The organism is Agrobacterium sp. InxBP2, from assembly GCF_026191755.1.
Taxonomy (GTDB): Bacteria; Pseudomonadota; Alphaproteobacteria; order Rhizobiales; family Rhizobiaceae; genus Agrobacterium; species Agrobacterium pusense.
Window position 1 is genome coordinate 361,428 of record NZ_JAINDY010000030.1, and the last position, 16,241, is coordinate 377,668.

Genomic DNA, 16,241 nt, shown 5'->3' on the forward strand with positions numbered 1-16,241 from the left:
GAGGCTCGTCGGTTTTCTGGCGGGCCATCGTCACGATTTGCACGTTTTTCCCCGGAAGCGGTTTCTCTTCCCGGGTCTCTGTGCGACAAGCGGAAAAAGCACATTTCGAAAGCCGGACTTTTGGACGGTAGCGGCGCCACGGCTGCGCCAGGGAGTATGACATGGCAGATGTAACGGTTGAACTGGACGATCTCGATTTTGCTGGCGACGACAAGGTCGTGCCCTTTCAGGTCGAAGGTCTGGATGTGCGCGGCCGCGCCGTGCAGGTGGGTCCGCTGCTGAATGCCATTCTCGAGCGCCACGATTACCCGGCTGCGGTCGCCCGCCTGCTGGCGGAAGCGACCGTTCTGACGGCGTTGATCGGCACATCGCTCAAATTTTCCGGCAAGCTGACGGTACAGACCAAGGGCGACGGTCCGGTGGACCTGCTGGTGGCGGATTTCACCGCGCCGGAAAGCATGCGCGCTTATGCCCGTTTTGATGAGGAGCGGCTGGCGGAGGCGCTCGCGGCAGGGGCGACTTCGCCGGAACAATTGTTGGGCAACGGTATTCTGGCCTTCACGATCGATCAGGGCGTGGGCATGCAGCCCTATCAGGGCATCGTGCCACTCGATGGCTCGTCGCTGGAAGACATTGCCGGGGTTTATTTCCGTCAGTCGGAGCAGCTTCCAACCCGTGTGCGCCTCGGTGTGGCCGAATTCTTCGATCGCGACGGGGAAGGCAAGCCGCGTCATGGCTGGCGTGCGGGCGGCGTTATCGCCCAGTTCCTGCCGCAGGCGCCGGAGCGGCTGCGTATGCGTGACCTGCACGGCGGCGATGGCGATGAAGGCGGTCACGATGTGCAGGAGGACGATGCCTGGACGGAAGCCGTGACGCTTTTGAACACCGTGGATACGGACGAACTGACGGATCCGCAGGTGCCGGTGGAACGACTCCTCTTCAGGCTGTTCCATGAAAGCGGCGTGCGCATCTATGATCCGCAGTCCATTTTCGATCGCTGCAGCTGCTCGCGGGATAAGATCAAGGGCGTGCTCTCGGGTTTTACCGCCGAAGAGATCAAGGCAAGCGAGGAAGACGGCGCGATTGCCGTGACCTGTGAGTTCTGCTCGACCACTTATCGCTACGATGTCAGCGAATTTGAAAACGCCTGAATAAGGGCCGCGCCTGTAAAGGCGCGGTTTTTCATGGCCTGCGGGTCAGTTCAAGACCCGCATCAGCCCCGGAGAATCCAGCGAAAAAGCGGGTATGGTGACGTTGAACACTTCTCCGCTTTCCGTTTCCATCTCGTAATGTCCGAACATAAGGCCGGACGGCGTGTCCAACGGGCAGCCGGAGGAATATTCGTAGGTGTCGCCGGGCTTGAGATGCGGTTGTTCTCCCACGACACCCGGTCCGTAGACTTCGTCGACCTGACCGTTCTGGTCAGTGATATGCCAATAGCGATTGACGAGAGTAACGGGAACATCCGAGTTATTCGCGATCACGACCTTGTAGCCCCAGACGTAGCGGTCGTCATCCGGGTCGGATTGTTCTTCGAGATAATACGGATCAACCGTCACCTCGATATCCCTTGTCAGAGCACGATACATACGCGCCACACCTCGATATTTTCCCTGCCCGCTTATCCTACACTATAGGCTCTGGCTATCGTCAAGAAAATGAATGACTTGAGGGGCAGGAGCTGTCTCCCGTTGCGCTGTTTTTTACCGTTAGGGATAACGGAAAAGGTAAATAATGGTTGCCTGATACTGGCTTTCGAGGCCATCAAACGCGACATGGCCCGGCGTTCCGGCCGGGCCATGTCGATTATTGAATATGAATGTCAGGCCGAAACGGCTGCCAGACCCTTTGCCAGATCTTCCAGCAGATCGTCCGTATCCTCGATGCCGCAGGAGAGGCGCAAAGTGCCGCCGGAGATACCGAGTTCCGCCCGTGCCTCGTCTGTGAGGTTCTTGTGCGTCGTGGTGCCGGGATGGGTGATGAGGCTCTTGGCGTCGCCCAGATTGTTGGAAATCTTCACGATCTCAAGCGCGTTCTGCAGCTTGAAGGCCGCTTCCTTGCCGCCCTTCAATTCGAAAGCCACCAGCGTCGAACCACCGGACATCTGCCGTGCAATGATGTCGGCCTGCGGGTGATCGGCGCGCCCGGGATAGATGACCTTGGCGACCTTGCCGCTATCGGCAAGGAAGTCCGCGATCTTCGAGGCATTGGCCGTCTGCTGCTTCACGCGCAGCGGCAGCGTCTCGATGCCCTTCAGAAGCGTCCAGGCATTGAACGGCGACATGGCCGGGCCGGTGTGGCGGAAATAATCCTGCAGCTCTTCCTCAATCCATTTCTTGTCGGAAAGGATCACGCCGCCGAGGCAGCGACCCTGGCCGTCAATATGTTTGGTGGCCGAATAAACGACGATATGGGCGCCGAGTGCGAGCGGCTTCTGGAAAAGCGGTGTGGCGAAGACATTGTCAACGACCACTTTCGCACCGATCTGGTTGGCAAGCTTCGCTACGCCGGCGATATCCACCACTTCGAGTGTCGGATTGGTCGGGCTTTCGAGGAAAAACAGCTTGGTGTTTGGCTGGATTGCCTTTTCCCAGTTGCCGAGATCACGTCCGTCGATCAGCGTGCATTCGATGCCATATTTCGGCGCGAGCGTTTCAACCACCCAGCGGCAGGAGCCGAAGAGGGCACGGGCGGCAACGATATGGTCGCCGGCGCGCAGCTGACACATGATGGCGGCGGTGACGGCGGCCATGCCCGAAGCAAGTGCGCGGGCGTCTTCAGCGCCTTCCAGCAGGCACATGCGCTTTTCGAACATGTCATTGGTCGGGCTGGCGTATCGGGCGTAGATAAAGCCGTCGGTTTCACCCTTGAAGCGCGCTTCGGCTGCTTCAGAGTTTTCGTAGACGAAACCCTGGGTCAGATAAATCGCTTCCGACGTTTCACCGTAAGGGGAGCGTAGCGTACCGCCGTGAACGAGCTGGGTTGCCGGGCGCCATTTATTGCTCATGTGATCACCTTCAAAACAAAAAAACCGGCCGCAAAAGCAGACCGGTTCCTAGCACCCGGTCTTTTTAGCCACTTGTTTAACGTGGCTGCAAGCCGACCGGCCAAATCACCACGGGATAAGCTTGCCATACTGCCGTTACCGGCTTGCGTCAATGCTTTCCTTTTGGTTTTGTCGCCGTAAAAAGGAATGACGACCATGATGAGAACCACGGGCATTTTGGCGGATGGCGCAATCCGCGCGCTGTTTGCAGGCGGCAAGCTGAAAAGCGAGGCCGATCTCGATGTCGATCAGGTGCAGCCCGCCAGCCTCGACCTCAGGCTTGGCTCCAGGGCCTATCGTGTTCGCGCAAGTTTCATGCCCGGCCCCGGAACCAAGGTCATCGACAAGCTCAATCGTCTCAGCCTGCACGAGGTGGATCTCAGCCAGGGCGCGGTGCTGGAAACCGGCTGTGTCTATATCGTTCCGCTGATGGAAAGCCTTGCGCTGCCGGCGGACATGTCGGCCTCGGCCAATCCTAAGAGTTCGACCGGTCGCCTCGATATCTTCACCCGCGTCATGACCGACAATGCGCAGGAATTCGACAAGATACCGGCGGGATACACGGGTCCGCTCTATCTGGAAATCAGCCCGCGCACCTTCCCCGTTGTGGTTCGCCGTGGCTCGCGCCTGTCGCAGATCCGTTTCCGCATTGGCCATTCGCTGCTGAATGAAAGCGAGCTTCTGAAACTGCACGAGACGGAAACGCTGGTCGCCAGCGAAAGCCCGAACGTGACGGGCGGTGGTATCGCACTCTCGATCGACCTCAAGGGATTTGGCGAAAACGGGCTGATCGGTTATCGCGGCAAACACCATACGGCGGTGGTGGATGTCGACAAGAAGGCCCAGCACGATGTTCTCGATTTCTGGGAACCGCTCTATGCGCGCGGCCGCGCCGAACTGATCCTCGACCCGGACGAGTTCTATATTCTCGTTTCGCGCGAAGCCGTCCACGTGCCGCCGCTTTATGCGGCCGAAATGACGCCCTTCGATCCGCTGGTAGGCGAATTCCGTGTGCACTATGCCGGTTTCTTTGACCCCGGCTTCGGCCACGCGCAGGCGGGGGGCACCGGCAGCCGCGCCGTGCTGGAAGTGCGCAGCCACGAGGTGCCCTTTATCCTCGAGCATGGCCAGATCGTCGGCCGGTTGGTTTATGAGCATATGCTGCAGAAACCGGAAGGCCTTTATGGCACCGGTCTCGGCTCCAACTATCAGGCGCAGGGGCTGAAGCTCTCCAAGCACTTTCGCGCCGCATAATGAGCTGCGGCGGGCGCTTGACACCCGCCGCGAACTATCCGATGTCTTGTTTGTGGGTGCGGGTGTAGCTCAATGGTAGAGCAGCAGCTTCCCAAGCTGAATACGAGGGTTCGATTCCCTTCACCCGCTCCAGTCTCCCCTTGATCCCCTCGCCAAAAATATTGGCCCCTGTCTGCTGCCACGTCGGTGGCCGCGGGACTATGTGATTTTGCTTGACTACGATTAAATTGCACGTAATAGTTGATCCAGTCGTAACATGATGGGGAAATGTTATGAGTCGCAAACTTCTTTCTGAATTTTTGGGAACCTTCTGGCTGGTCTTTGGTGGCTGTGGCAGCGCGGTTTTTGCTGCTGCTTTTCCTGAACTCGGCATTGGCTTCCTGGGTGTCGCGTTCGCCTTCGGCCTGACGGTGCTGACCATGGCCTACGCGGTTGGCGGTATTTCCGGCGGGCATTTCAATCCAGCTGTTTCGGTCGGCCTGTCCGTTGCCGGTAAATTTCCGGCAGCAAACCTACTGCCCTATATCGTTGCGCAGGTCTTGGGGGCGGTCGTTGCCGCGGCGGCTCTTTACGTGATCGTCACCGGCAAGGCGGGGGCTGACATTGGCGGTTTTGCTGCCAATGGCTATGGGGAGCATTCGCCGGGGGGATATTCGCTCCTGTCGGCGTTGCTGATCGAGGTTATTCTGACGGCGTTTTTCCTGATCATCATTCTGGGGTCGACGCATGGCAGGGTGCCGGTCGGTTTCGCGCCGATCGCCATCGGTCTTGCACTTACTCTCATTCATCTGATCTCCATTCCGGTCACCAACACGTCGGTCAACCCGGCCCGCTCCACGGGGCAGGCCCTGTTTGTCGGTGGATGGGCTCTGCAGCAGCTGTGGCTGTTCTGGCTTGCCCCGATCGTCGGTGCGGCGATTGGCGCTGTAATCTGGAAAATTTTCGGTGAGGAAGAGAAGGTCGGCCATGCCGGCTCCATCCAGCCCGCACAGACGTGATTAGGAGGCTTTGTTTTTCCGAATGGTCGGGAAAACAAGTGAGGAGGATGACATGGATCTTGCTTCGATATTGGCCCAGATCATCGGCGGTGCGGCTGGTGGGACAGCCGGTGGAAAGATACTGAAGGACTCTGACCTTGGCGCGCTCGGCAACCTGATTGCCGGCGCCATTGGCGGTATTGGCGGTGGAACCGTGCTCGGATCGCTGCTTGGGGCGGCGGGAGACGCGGCGGCTGGCGGTGTGGATATCGGCGTCCTTGCTGGCCAGCTCGTTGGCGGCGGTGTCGGCGGTTTGATCGTCCAGGTCATCGTCGGCCTGATCAAGAACAAGCTTGTTGCACGATAATCGCCCGCGCTTGAAATGAAACGGGACGTCTGCCGGACGAAGCGCTCCGGCAGACGTCGATTATATGCGCATCGGTGGGCGAGTTGCGTAAGGCCGGCTTCGGTTTTGCAAATCGCGACGATATCGGCAGAAAATAGAAGCCGCCTTCTGCGATCAGGTAAAGGATCGAAGCGGCAACCGTTTCAGGTAGTGTTGCTAACGCTTGGTACGTGAGGCGTCTTGTTCCAGACGAAAGGCTTGGTTTTTAACTCAAGCACGGCACGCCAGGCCGCCAGAGACAATATCAGCCAATAAAGCGGAATTGCCAGCCAGCGTTTTCCCACCTGCCTCCTCTCGTAATCGATCATCCTGTTCCTGCCCATCAGCACGAATATGGCGTAACTGCCGGCGATGTTCAGCGTATCGGTAAGAAACAGAACGCCCTGCCACGAAAACAGCATGTCTGCACCGCTGTCCCCGATAGCCGTGGCCATCCACGCCACGGAAACGAAGAGCAGGGGATGAGCCATCGACGACACCAGCATGCCGCCGATCAACAGTTGGAAGACGATATAGGAGAGCCATCCCATGCGGCGCGCCGTCGCAACAGGCGCGCGGGTCATCACCAGCCAGCTCTGCAGCCAACCCTTGTACCAGCGCGCCCGCTGGTTGAGCCACACGGGAAGCGTGGTGGGCGCATCCTCCAGCGTCTGACGGTATATGACGCCGCATCGATAGCCGAGTTGGTGCAGCCTGAGACCAATATCGGCATCCTCAGTCACATTGTAAGGATCCCAGGCGCCGACGCGACGCAATACGGCGGTGCGGAAATGGTTGGACGTGCCGCCAAGCGGCAGCGGTAGCCGGTGCGCCGCAAGCACGGGCAACATTGAACGGAACAGACCGGCATATTCCAGGGCGAAACAGGCACTGATCCAGGAAGAGCGCGCATTGCTGATGATAAGCGGCGCCTGCAGGCAGGCCACCTTCTCCGGCTGATCGCGGAAGGTCGCATAGGCTTCGCGCAATTGCAGGGGATGTGGCCGATCTTCCGCGTCATAGATGGCAACGAACGCCCCACGCGCGCCGGAGAGCGCATAGGTAAGCGCCTTGGGCTTGGTCCTCGGCAGGGAAGGCGGCACTCTCACGATCTCAATATGCTGTCCGGGATTTAATCTAAGGATGGCGTCGATTGTGGCCCCGTCATCTGCCTCGCAGACGAGCTTGATATCCAGTCGGGATTTCGGCCAGTCGAGCCGCTCCAGCGCGCCGATGAGCTGGCTGACGATGGCGTCCTCACGATAGAGCGCCACCAGAATGGTATAGACCGGCAGATTTCCGTCGGGTTCGAGCGCAGCTGCGGTCGTCGTGTCTTTCTCTCCTGAAGTCTGCATCAGCACAAACAGCCTGAACAGCAGTGTGAAGAAATAAAGCATCGTCAGGGCGACGTGGATGACGGCCATGGCCGTCTGCGTGTGAAACAGCAGCGAGAGCGTAAGCAGGGTGACGACGATACCGCTATAAAAGCCCTGATGACCTTGAAGCGTGATCCTGGCAGAGTACTGCGGCGCGGTGTTGAAGAGTTGCTGGCGAGCCTCACGACAGCGGCGTGTTTCACCCGCCTTCCAGATCGCATCGCGCATGGCATGCGGCGTCGTCACCACGAGTTCGTCCAGAAGATGCGGATGTCGATCCAGCAGGCTTTTCAGTAATTCCATCCGCGCCAGCTCGGGCACGATCAGAAGTGCTGGTTTACCGTTCGCAGGCGTCAGCCGTAGCAAGCGCGGCTCGGCTAGCTGTGTATCGAGACGATGGACATCTGCGACCCGGTCCGGATCGATCTCCGCGACAAAGGGTAACCGCAAAAACCTCGCGAAAGCGCCAAAATAGGCATCCGTCGCGACAAGGCCGCCGGCCAGCAGTTCCGCTTCCAGCGTCGAGCCGTTTTCTAGCGCCAGCCGTTCGCACTCGCTGATATACGGCTTGCCAAATCCCAGCGCCCGAAGGAAGCGCATGTGTCCGGCTTCACCCCGATCAGGAACCGTCTGGGGTGGATTATCGCCTATGCGGGAAAATACAATTTTTCGCCCGGCAGGCGTCGTGCGAAACGATTCTCGTGTATAGTGTCGCAAATAATCCATGCACTGCCGCCACCGTCATGGTAACGCCCCACTTCCTGCTGCGGATAGTATAGATGAGAATGACGATTGTAACGCGAAATATAATTCTTGTTTTTACTTTAGTGTTCGCTTTGCAAGTTGTCGGTATTTTCGAAAAGCCTCATGCGGAGGGCCTGTCGGATGGGAACCGCATGCCAGTGCTTTTCGACGCTCAGGAGCGGTTTCCCGGTGGCGACCTTTCCTCCGTCCCCCGCATCAGGTTTTTGATGTCGGTGGATTTTCCGCCCTTCAATTTTACCGATCAGGAAGGCCGGCTTGCGGGTTTCCATGTCGATCTCGTCCGCGAGGTGTGCGCGCAGCTCAAGGTGGAGAGCAAATGTCAGGTACAGGCCTTACCCTTTGACGAGCTGGAGGCGGCTCTGGAGATGGGAGAGGGCGAAGCGGTGATTTCCGGTCTCGCCGTCACGGCCGAGCTGCGCAAGAGCTTCACCTTTTCGCGCCCCTATCTTCTGTTGCCGGCCCGGCTGGCTGTCAACAAGGCGACGAAATTTGCCGGCTCCGGCGCCGACGCACTGTCCGGCAAGAAAGTGGGCGTGGTGACCGGTTCCCGGCACGAACAGATGCTCAAGGCATTTTTTCCCAAGGCGGCGGTTGAGGGTTTTGACGGCTACGAACCCATGTACGGTGCTCTGAAGGCCGGTAAGGTCGACGCCATCTTTGCCGATGCCCTGCGCTTACCGTTCTGGGTTTCAGGAAGCGCATCCGAAGACTGCTGCGCTCTTTTTGGGGGGCCTTATATGTCGGACAGGTTCCTCGGCGAGGGCCTTTCCATCATGACGGTCGATCCGGATAATGTGCTGGTGCCGGCCTTCGATCAGGCGCTTGCCGCTCTTTCCCGCAACGGCCGGCTCGAAGAGATCTATCGTCGTTATTTTCCCTACGGGCTCTATTAGGAGAGACCCGGACCGACTCGATTCAACTGAATGAGGCGCGCTCTATTTAACCGCAGCGAAAGCCTCTTCGCTCCGCCGCAGCCGTAGAAGCGCCACCCACACAGCTGCCGCTATGGCGGTTTCGACGATGAAATAGCTGCCGATCGTTCCCGAAATGCTGAAAGACCAGGTGAAGAAGGCAACGACGACGGAGCCTATGAGATTGCCGCTGTTCCATATCTTGGCGCGGATATCCTGGCGCCCGGAGGCGCCCAGCGCCTCCAGCGCGGTAGCCGCCACGGCCATCGGCAGTACGGCCCAGCAAAGCACGCGGGTGATGGTGGGAAGCGAAACATATTCGTCGCCAAATAAAAGCGGCAGGAAGGGCGCGATGATGAAGATTGCCAGCGCACTGCCGGTCGCGATGAACAGCGCCGCTTTCAGCACATTATAGGCGCGTTCGATGGTTTTGCTGATACCCTGCAGCGCTGCAGAGGCGGATCCGGGATAGATGAGCCGGTTCAGAGCCTCGACGGAAAGATAGGAGCTGTCGAGAATCCGCCGGGCGATGGAATAGCTGCCCAGTACCTCCGCACTGGCGATGGCTCCAAGGACGAGAATATCGGCATTGCCGCGTACCGCCTTGAACAGGAACTGGGTGGAAAACAGGATGCCGATGCGAATTTCCTCCCGGACGATCCGAAAGACCGGTCGGCCGAGCCTTCCTATTGCCTTGACGGAAATCACGGCTGCAATCGTGTGGGCGGCGAGGTTCCAGAGTGCCCAGGCCTCGACCGTTTCCACCTTGAAGACGAGGCAGGCAACCACGGCGGCAATGGTGCGGGCGATGGCAAACATCACCTCCAGCTTGTTGGCCGAGGCAAAGTCGGAATGGGCGATGAAGCTTTGCGTGGAAAGCGAAATAACCTTCAGGAGAACGAGGTTGGTGAACAGGATCAGGAAAGTGGTGATCAGCGTGTGCAGCAACGTTTCCGACGTCGGGAAAAACACCGGGATCGTCACCATGCCGATGAGCGTCAGGACCACACCCGTCGCCGCGCTGAGGAGATAACTGTGGCCAAGCATGACGGGGAACATGCCGCGATCCTGCGCCACGCGACGAATGAGCGATTCCTGTGAGCCGATACCGCAAATCTGAACGCCCAGATTGGTCACGGCCGTGATCGAGGCGTAAAGCGCGAATTGTTCGACACCCAGATGGCGGGCTAGCAGCGCGAAGGTCAAGAGCTGGGCGGCGCTGGACATCAGCAGCGCGCCTCCGGATGCCATATAGGCCAATCCAAGTCTGACAAGATGGCCGAGCCGCGGCGTGTTCAACGACACCTCATTCTCCGTTTTTTCCGGCATTGCCGGGCGAATTCAAAAGGACTGTCCTTTTTAAAGTCTTACGAACTGAAAGGGCGGCAACCGGGCGGTATTCGACACCGACGACCTGAATGAATGACAGTTTCTCCTGTCTTAGCCCTGTTGAGGTAAGAGAGGGTTAAAGCAATTACACAATAATGATGATAATGACTGTTTATGGTTATTAGGACATCGCCCGGTTCAGAAGGGTTTCGTTGTTCGTTGCAGGGCAGGTCCATGATCCGATTTTCCGTTCCCGAAGCAGGCTACCATGCCGCGTTTTGCTGATACGCGGTCCATTTCTGCGGAAAACAGCAGTGCCATGTCCCTGTCAGGCGGCCGTCGCGACGCGATTTTTTTTGTCGCCACGATGCTTTACATCTGGATTTCTGTCGCGCCCTTTGAAAATCTTGCGGCGCCGCCCGTGCCGCGCGCCGCCGCCAATCAGCTGACCGGTCTGGTGATCGCGCTGATCCTCGGTGTCTTCGCACTGCGCCATCGTCTGACGGGGCTTTTGCTGAGGCCCCGCTTGCCAATCCTGCTGCTCTTTTCCTGGCTCGCGCTTTGTTCGGTCCTTGGTGCGGAGCCCGGCACGTCGTTGCAGCGCCTGATTTTCACGGCGCTCCTGTGTTTTATCACCAGCGTGCTGGTCGTCATGCCGCGCGACAGGCGGCAATTCGACCGGATGATGGCCGTTTTCGCCATTCTCCTGCTGGCGCTTTGTTATCTCGGGGTTATCTTCCTGAGTTCGCGCGCAATCCATCAGCCTTACGATCTCGATGAGAAGGCGCTTGCAGGCGATTGGCGCGGAATATTCAATCATAAGAACGCCGCCGCGCCGGCAATGATCATTCTTTTCATGGTGGGCCTTTATCTGCGCAATGCCTGGTCCACGCTGGGCGGAATAGCGATCACGCTGCTGGCCGGCTTTTTTCTCTGGAAGACCAACGGGAAAACTGCAGCGATGCTTTTGCCCGTCACCATCGCCCTGGTCTGGGTCATGGAGCGGCATGCCGGGCGGACATTGCTGATGATCGGTGGCCTTCTGGCGTTTCTCAATATCGTTGCAATCGGCTCCACCTATTTCCCGAGCATACAGAGCCTCGTCGAAAGCCTGGGCATCGATTCCACGTTCACCGGACGGACGGATATATGGCGCCTGTCTTTCGACACCTTTGCGCAATCGCCGATCTTCGGGCAGGGATTTCAGGCCTTTTGGACAAGCGACCGGCTTCTGTCACAGGCCGATATTGCCGAGACTTGGGCGGTCACGGCCTTTCACGCGCATAATGGCTATGTCGAGAGCCTTTTGAATGGCGGACTGCCCGCCTTCGTCCTCACTCTCATATGGCTCGTGATCATCCCCGCAAATGATTTCCGAACAGCGGTGGACAGAGGCACGGATCCCGGCCTGACGCGGCTTTTTGGGCGAATTTGGGTATATGCGCTGCTTTCTTCCTGTCTTGAGAGTAATTTCTTTACCGGAACCGGGCCTATCTGGTCTTCTCTTCTTATTGCGATCTATTGTTTGAGACATCAGGCTTACGACATACTGGAACAGGGACAGTAATTTGCACGGCGGGCCGGGGGGCTAGTATGACGCAGAAAATCGGAACGATCGCAGACCGGGTCAATAACCGGCTCGTGCGGTATTTCCCTGGACCGACGGCGCGGATCGAGACATCCGAACCGATTGTCTCCTTCACATTCGACGATGTTCCGGCGAGCGCCTGGACCAGCGGTGCCCGCATTCTGGAAAACGAGAATGTTCGCGGGACCTTTTATATTTCCGGGGTCTTCATCGACAGGCATGACGAACCGCAGGACATGATTTCCGCTAGGGGCTGTTCGGAACTGGCTACGGCCGGTCATGAGCTCGCCTGCCATACCTATTCCCATCGCAAACTCTCAAGCTTTTCACGGCGAGGGCTGGAAGAGGATCTCGATCGTAATGAAAAGGTGCTGGCCTCGTTCGATGAGAACGGGCACAGGCGGAATTTCTCCACCCCCTTCGGCATGGCTTCGCCACTCATGCAGCCCATGCTGCGGCGCAGGTTCAGGACCGCCCGCGGGATCATGCCCGGCATCAACCGCGGCAGCATCGATCCGCATAATCTTGCTGCCGTCGAATTGCGGCCCGATCCGAACTATCTCGATGCCGCTGATCGCTGGCTTGACGACGTCCTGCAAAACGGCGGCTGGCTCGTCATTTTTACCCATGATGTGTCGTCTGCGCCAAGCTTTTACGGTTGCCCGGAAGACAGGTTTCAGGGTTTCGTGCGTAAGGCGGCATCCGGTGGCGCAAAAGTCATGACGGTTGACGCGGCCGTGACGGCACTCGGCCTCTAAGGCACGGCACAGTGCTGCGCGCTTTTAGCCGTCGCGGTGAAAGCGATTATGACGTGTAGGCTATCGGCCTACTGGCTGGCCCATATGATGCGGGCGATCCATTCCACATCGGCCATCTCGAAGCTCCGATTGGGATGCTCAGGATTGAGCGAAAGAAGTTCGATGCTCTTGGGGCTTTGCCGCGCCAGCACCTTGGCCATCACTTCACCGTCACGGCTCTTCAACACAACGCGGTCGCCGCGCCGTACCTGCGCGCCAGGCTCCACGATGAGGATGTCGCCGTCGCGGTAAAGCGGCATCATGCTCTCTCCCTGCACTTCCAGCGCGTAGACTCCCTGTTTGCGTTCGGGAGACGAGGGAAACTCAACCACGTCCCAGCCCTGACCTGCCGGAAAGCCGCCGTCGTCAAAAAAACCGCCGGAACCGGCCTGAGCGAAACCGAGCAGGGGGATGGCACTTTCCGCACCGGCAGGTCGCGTCTGCGCCTTTCCGAAAGCATAACCGAAAAACTGATCCACGCTCGCTCCCGTTGCTTCGAGCACCTTGGAAACGGACTCCGTCGAGGGCCAGCGTTTGCGGCCGTCCGGCCCGAAACGCTTCGACTTATTGAATGAAGTAGGGTCGAGACCGGCACGCTTCGCCAATGCCGAAGGCGTCAGCTGATGGCGTTCGGCAAGCGTATCGATGGCGCTCCAGATCGTCTCATGTGAAAGCATGGTAGAAAGCCCGCAAACGGAGCCGATAGCGGAAAAGCTCCTGTCGTTAACACCTCGAAATCTAGACCATATCCGGTCCGGAGTAAAGGAAGGAAAGGAATAAAATCCTTGCTTACGCCACAAGAGCCGATGTGTTGATCTTGGCGAGCTGGATGACCGCCTGCGTGCGGCTGTCCACCTTGAGCTTCAACAGGATCGCGGAGACATGTGCCTTGATCGTCGCCTCCGAGACATTGAGTTCATAGGCGATCTGCTTGTTCAGCAGGCCTTCTGCCAGCATGCCGAGAACACGGCTCTGCTGCGGCGTCAGCGTTCGCAGCCTGCCGATGAGATCGGCGACATCCGGATCGTGCTCCGTTTCGCCGTGATGGCCGGCCGGTACCCACAGGTCGCCTTCCAGAACCGCGCGGATGCCATCACGGATGTCATCGATGCCGGAGGATTTTGAAATGAAACCGGAAGCGCCGAGTTCGATTGAGCGGCGGACGGTCGTCGCGTCATCCGTCGCCGATACGATGACGATCGGCAGGCTGGAAAACTCTGCGCGTAGCGCCATGAGGCCCGAAAACCCGCTGACCCCTGGCATGGCAAGGTCAAGCAGCATCAGATCCGCATCGTTACGGGCTGCGGCTGCGCGTCTGGCAGCCTCGAAATCACCGGCTTCAACGATGGTCTGGTGTCCGTCGAGGCCGGATACGGCCTGTTTCAGGGCACCGCGAAAAAGTGGATGATCATCTGCAATGATAATGACAAGTTCCGACATTCTGGCCCCCTCCCAAGGGCATTATGCGGTTCTTTTCCAGTTATTGACTCACTCCCTTTGCCGGTGGTCGAAACACGCCCGGCTCCTCCGCCAAAGGTTGCGCCAATCGGTTCCTCTTTACAAGGAAAAGCTTGTGGACAGGCGGTCTTTCAGGCTTTCAGCAATAAAAATACCGTGGAAACTGTGGACAATCCCCTAGCTTTACGGCAAACCGCGATGGTTGGAAAGCCTTGGAGAGCGCATGCAGGAAACGCCCGCGATCATCTATAAAATCGTGCCGGAGACGTTGTGGAACGAGGCCAGGGCAAAGGGTGTCTTCGACGGCGCCGCCATCGACCTGACCGATGGCTTCATCCATTTTTCCACGGCCAGGCAGGTGGCGGAAACAGCCGCGCGGCATTTTTCCGGCCAGGCCGATCTGCTGCTGATCGCAGTCGACGGCGCGGCCCTCGGCGACAAGCTGGTCTATGAACCCTCAAGAGGCGGCGATCTTTTCCCTCACCTTTATGGGCCTCTTCCCTTGACCGCCGTGCTCTGGGAGACGCCGCTTGCACTCGATCACGACGGCCAGCACCAGTTTCCGGAGATTTTGTGATGAGCGGATTATTTTCCTCGATCGGCCGCAAGGGCCTGTTCCTGGTCGATCCGGAAAAGGCCCATGGGCTGTCCATTGCGGCCCTGAAAAGCGGCTTCCTGCCCACCTGCATGGTGCCGCACGATCCGCGACTGCAGCAGACCGTGGCGGGCCTTGTCTTCCCCAATCCGCTCGGCATGGCGGCGGGTTACGACAAGAATGCGGAAGTACCGGGACCGCTTCTGAAGCTCGGTTTCGGCTTCACTGAAATCGGCACCGTCACGCCGCGGGCGCAGGCCGGCAATCCGAAGCCGCGTATCTTTCGCCTTGTGGAAGATGAGGGCGTCATCAATCGCCTCGGTTTCAACAATGAAGGCCATGCCGCTGCGCTGGAGCGTCTGAAGCAGGCGCATCTGCGTGGCATTGTCGGCGTCAATATCGGCGCCAACAAGGACAGTGAAGACCGTATCGCCGATTATGTGCAGGGCATCGAGGCGTTTTATTCGGTCGCATCCTATTTCACCGTCAATATTTCGTCCCCCAACACACCTGGTCTCCGCGACCTGCAGGCGCGCGAAAGCCTTGCCGCCCTTCTCTCGGCCGTGCTGGAACGCCGCAAGGCGGAAGCTGAACGTTTCGGCAGACGCATCCCCGTCTTCCTCAAGATCGCTCCCGATCTGACCGAAGAGGGACTGGACGACGTTGCTGAAGAAGCGCTTGCCCATGATCTGGACGGCCTGATCGTTTCCAATACCACCCTCTCACGCGACGGCCTGCGAGCCAGCCCGCACAAGGGTGAGGCGGGTGGCCTTTCCGGCAAGCCTCTCTTCGAACTCTCCACCACGGTTCTGGCCAAGGTGCGCCGTCGCGTCGGCGTCAATTTGCCGATCATCGGTGTCGGCGGCGTTTCGTCCCCGGAAACGGCCTTGGAAAAGGTAAGGGCAGGTGCGGATCTGGTACAGCTGTACTCCTGCATGGTCTATGAAGGCCCCGGTCTGCCATCTGCCATCGTCAAGGGCCTGTCGAAGCTGGTTGCCCGTGAGGGCGTGGAATCGATCCGTGATCTGCGCGACAGCGCGGTTGACCGCTGGGCGGATCGTAAGCTGGGCTGACAGCGAGCCTGAAAGGTCGAGGCAGCGCTTCCTCAGGGGCTCTCCCTCCTCATCCCTGTGCTTGTCACAGGGATCCAGCCAGCCCAAGTCCTTGGGCTGGAAGAACTCTCTCCGCCGCGCAGGCGCGTCGGCTGGATTCCTGTAACAAGCACAGAAATGAGGGAAGAGGGTGGTTCCCACCGCTTTACCTCAGGCGCAGAGCACCATGGCCCAATAGGGCCTGTTGCGGCTAGTGGCATCGTAGGCGACCCCCACGCCGAGGCCGTTATAAGGCCCAAGCATGTTTTCCAGGTGGTGTTTGGAGCCGATCCAGGCCTTCACCACCCGCTCCACGCTATCCTGACCGGCGGCCACATTCTCCGCCGCAGGAAGCGGCACATTCCCCTCCTTCATTCGGATCAGGAAACTGTCGGTCAGTCCGATCAGATGCGCCATCTTCTGCGCCTTGACCATGCGTCCGGCCTGATAGGCGGCGGCGCTGCTGGCTGCACCATTGATGGAAAGCGGCGAAAGTCCTTTCGAGCGTCGCAGGTCGTTGACCATTGGAAGCGCCGCTGCGGTCTCATCGCGGGTGCCTGAAGGTACGCCCTTGTTGGTTGGAACGGAAACGCAGGCTGAAAGAACCGAACCGGCGGAAAGCAGCACGAAACCGCGCCGTGTAAGCGTCTGGAGAGAAGTGTCGGTCAT

General features: G+C 58.8%; 16 protein-coding genes, 1 tRNA gene and 1 riboswitch. Of the genes, 10 read left to right on the top strand and 7 right to left on the bottom strand.

What is annotated here, in order from left to right; translation table 11 throughout:
* The first annotated feature begins 161 nt into the window (after positions 1 to 161).
* Positions 162 to 1,151, top strand: a complete 990-nt coding sequence (locus K7A42_RS17005; RefSeq protein ID WP_022555566.1) for an Hsp33 family molecular chaperone — start codon at positions 162 to 164, stop codon at positions 1,149 to 1,151.
* 45 nt (positions 1,152 to 1,196) lie between these two features.
* On the opposite strand, the gene apaG is transcribed toward K7A42_RS17005, so the two are convergent.
* Entirely contained in the window at positions 1,197 to 1,589 is a 393-nt protein-coding gene (apaG, locus tag K7A42_RS17010; RefSeq protein ID WP_006698948.1) for a Co2+/Mg2+ efflux protein ApaG, read from the bottom strand.
* Positions 1,590 to 1,822: 233 nt separating this feature from the next.
* Positions 1,823 to 3,007, bottom strand: a complete 1,185-nt coding sequence (locus tag K7A42_RS17015; protein WP_077986620.1) for an O-succinylhomoserine sulfhydrylase — start codon at positions 3,005 to 3,007, stop codon at positions 1,823 to 1,825.
* A 43-nt stretch (positions 3,008 to 3,050) separates the two neighbouring features.
* Positions 3,051 to 3,129, bottom strand: a riboswitch (SAM riboswitch).
* A 73-nt stretch (positions 3,130 to 3,202) separates the two neighbouring features.
* On the opposite strand from K7A42_RS17015, the gene K7A42_RS17020 reads away from it, so the two are divergent.
* The 4 genes from K7A42_RS17020 (at position 3,203) to K7A42_RS17035 (ending at position 5,644) form a co-directional block, all read left to right on the top strand.
* Positions 3,203 to 4,300 (top strand): 2'-deoxycytidine 5'-triphosphate deaminase, encoded by a 1,098-nt coding sequence (locus K7A42_RS17020; protein ID WP_045533194.1) that lies wholly within the window; start codon positions 3,203 to 3,205, stop codon positions 4,298 to 4,300.
* Between the two features lie 58 nt (positions 4,301 to 4,358).
* Positions 4,359 to 4,432: transfer RNA gene (locus tag K7A42_RS17025), tRNA-Gly, on the top strand.
* A gap of 140 nt (positions 4,433 to 4,572) precedes the next feature.
* Positions 4,573 to 5,298, top strand: a complete 726-nt coding sequence (aqpZ, locus tag K7A42_RS17030; RefSeq protein WP_282455587.1) for an aquaporin Z — start codon at positions 4,573 to 4,575, stop codon at positions 5,296 to 5,298.
* 52 nt (positions 5,299 to 5,350) lie between these two features.
* Positions 5,351 to 5,644: a hypothetical protein gene (locus K7A42_RS17035; RefSeq protein ID WP_004439782.1), complete on the top strand. Its 294-nt coding sequence runs from the start codon at positions 5,351 to 5,353 to the stop codon at positions 5,642 to 5,644.
* Positions 5,645 to 5,826: 182 nt separating this feature from the next.
* Here K7A42_RS17035 and K7A42_RS17040 read toward each other — a convergent pair whose 3' ends face one another.
* Positions 5,827 to 7,764, bottom strand: a complete 1,938-nt coding sequence (locus tag K7A42_RS17040; RefSeq protein ID WP_282455588.1) for a glycosyltransferase family 2 protein — start codon at positions 7,762 to 7,764, stop codon at positions 5,827 to 5,829.
* A gap of 170 nt (positions 7,765 to 7,934) precedes the next feature.
* Here K7A42_RS17040 and K7A42_RS17045 point away from each other — a divergent pair, with 170 nt between their 5' ends.
* Positions 7,935 to 8,696: a transporter substrate-binding domain-containing protein gene (locus K7A42_RS17045; protein WP_034496325.1), complete on the top strand. Its 762-nt coding sequence runs from the start codon at positions 7,935 to 7,937 to the stop codon at positions 8,694 to 8,696.
* Positions 8,697 to 8,738: 42 nt separating this feature from the next.
* Here K7A42_RS17045 and uppX read toward each other — a convergent pair whose 3' ends face one another.
* Complete coding sequence (gene uppX, locus K7A42_RS17050) at positions 8,739 to 10,043, bottom strand: Wzx-type polysaccharide biosynthesis protein UppX (protein ID WP_045532874.1); 1,305 nt, start codon at positions 10,041 to 10,043, stop codon at positions 8,739 to 8,741.
* 268 nt (positions 10,044 to 10,311) lie between these two features.
* On the opposite strand from uppX, the gene uppY reads away from it, so the two are divergent.
* Both uppY and K7A42_RS17060 read left to right on the top strand, forming a co-directional pair.
* Positions 10,312 to 11,610 carry a Wzy-type polysaccharide biosynthesis protein UppY gene (gene uppY, locus K7A42_RS17055; protein ID WP_035206756.1) on the top strand — a complete coding sequence of 433 codons (1,299 nt, stop codon included), beginning with the start codon at positions 10,312 to 10,314 and terminating at the stop codon, positions 11,608 to 11,610.
* A 26-nt stretch (positions 11,611 to 11,636) separates the two neighbouring features.
* Positions 11,637 to 12,389, top strand: a complete 753-nt coding sequence (locus tag K7A42_RS17060) for a polysaccharide deacetylase family protein (RefSeq protein WP_004439791.1) — start codon at positions 11,637 to 11,639, stop codon at positions 12,387 to 12,389.
* 68 nt (positions 12,390 to 12,457) lie between these two features.
* Here K7A42_RS17060 and K7A42_RS17065 read toward each other — a convergent pair whose 3' ends face one another.
* Complete coding sequence (locus K7A42_RS17065; protein WP_004439793.1) at positions 12,458 to 13,105, bottom strand: S24 family peptidase; 648 nt, start codon at positions 13,103 to 13,105, stop codon at positions 12,458 to 12,460.
* 112 nt (positions 13,106 to 13,217) lie between these two features.
* A complete protein-coding gene (locus tag K7A42_RS17070; protein WP_282455589.1) occupies positions 13,218 to 13,868 on the bottom strand; it encodes a response regulator in 651 nt (216 codons plus the stop codon).
* Positions 13,869 to 14,109: 241 nt separating this feature from the next.
* Between K7A42_RS17070 and K7A42_RS17075 the strand changes: the two genes are divergently transcribed.
* Together K7A42_RS17075 and K7A42_RS17080 are read left to right on the top strand one after the other, a co-directional pair.
* On the top strand, positions 14,110 to 14,463 hold the full coding sequence (locus K7A42_RS17075; protein WP_004439797.1) for a DUF952 domain-containing protein: 354 nt from the start codon (positions 14,110 to 14,112) through the stop codon (positions 14,461 to 14,463).
* Positions 14,463 to 15,554, top strand: coding sequence for a quinone-dependent dihydroorotate dehydrogenase (locus tag K7A42_RS17080; RefSeq protein WP_035206757.1), 1,092 nt, complete (start codon positions 14,463 to 14,465; stop codon positions 15,552 to 15,554). The genes K7A42_RS17075 and K7A42_RS17080 overlap by 1 nt, the downstream gene beginning before the upstream one ends.
* Before the next feature lie 189 nt (positions 15,555 to 15,743).
* Here the strand turns inward: K7A42_RS17080 and K7A42_RS17085 are convergent, their stop codons facing one another.
* Positions 15,744 to 16,241, bottom strand: a complete 498-nt coding sequence (locus tag K7A42_RS17085) for a CAP domain-containing protein (RefSeq protein ID WP_282455590.1) — start codon at positions 16,239 to 16,241, stop codon at positions 15,744 to 15,746.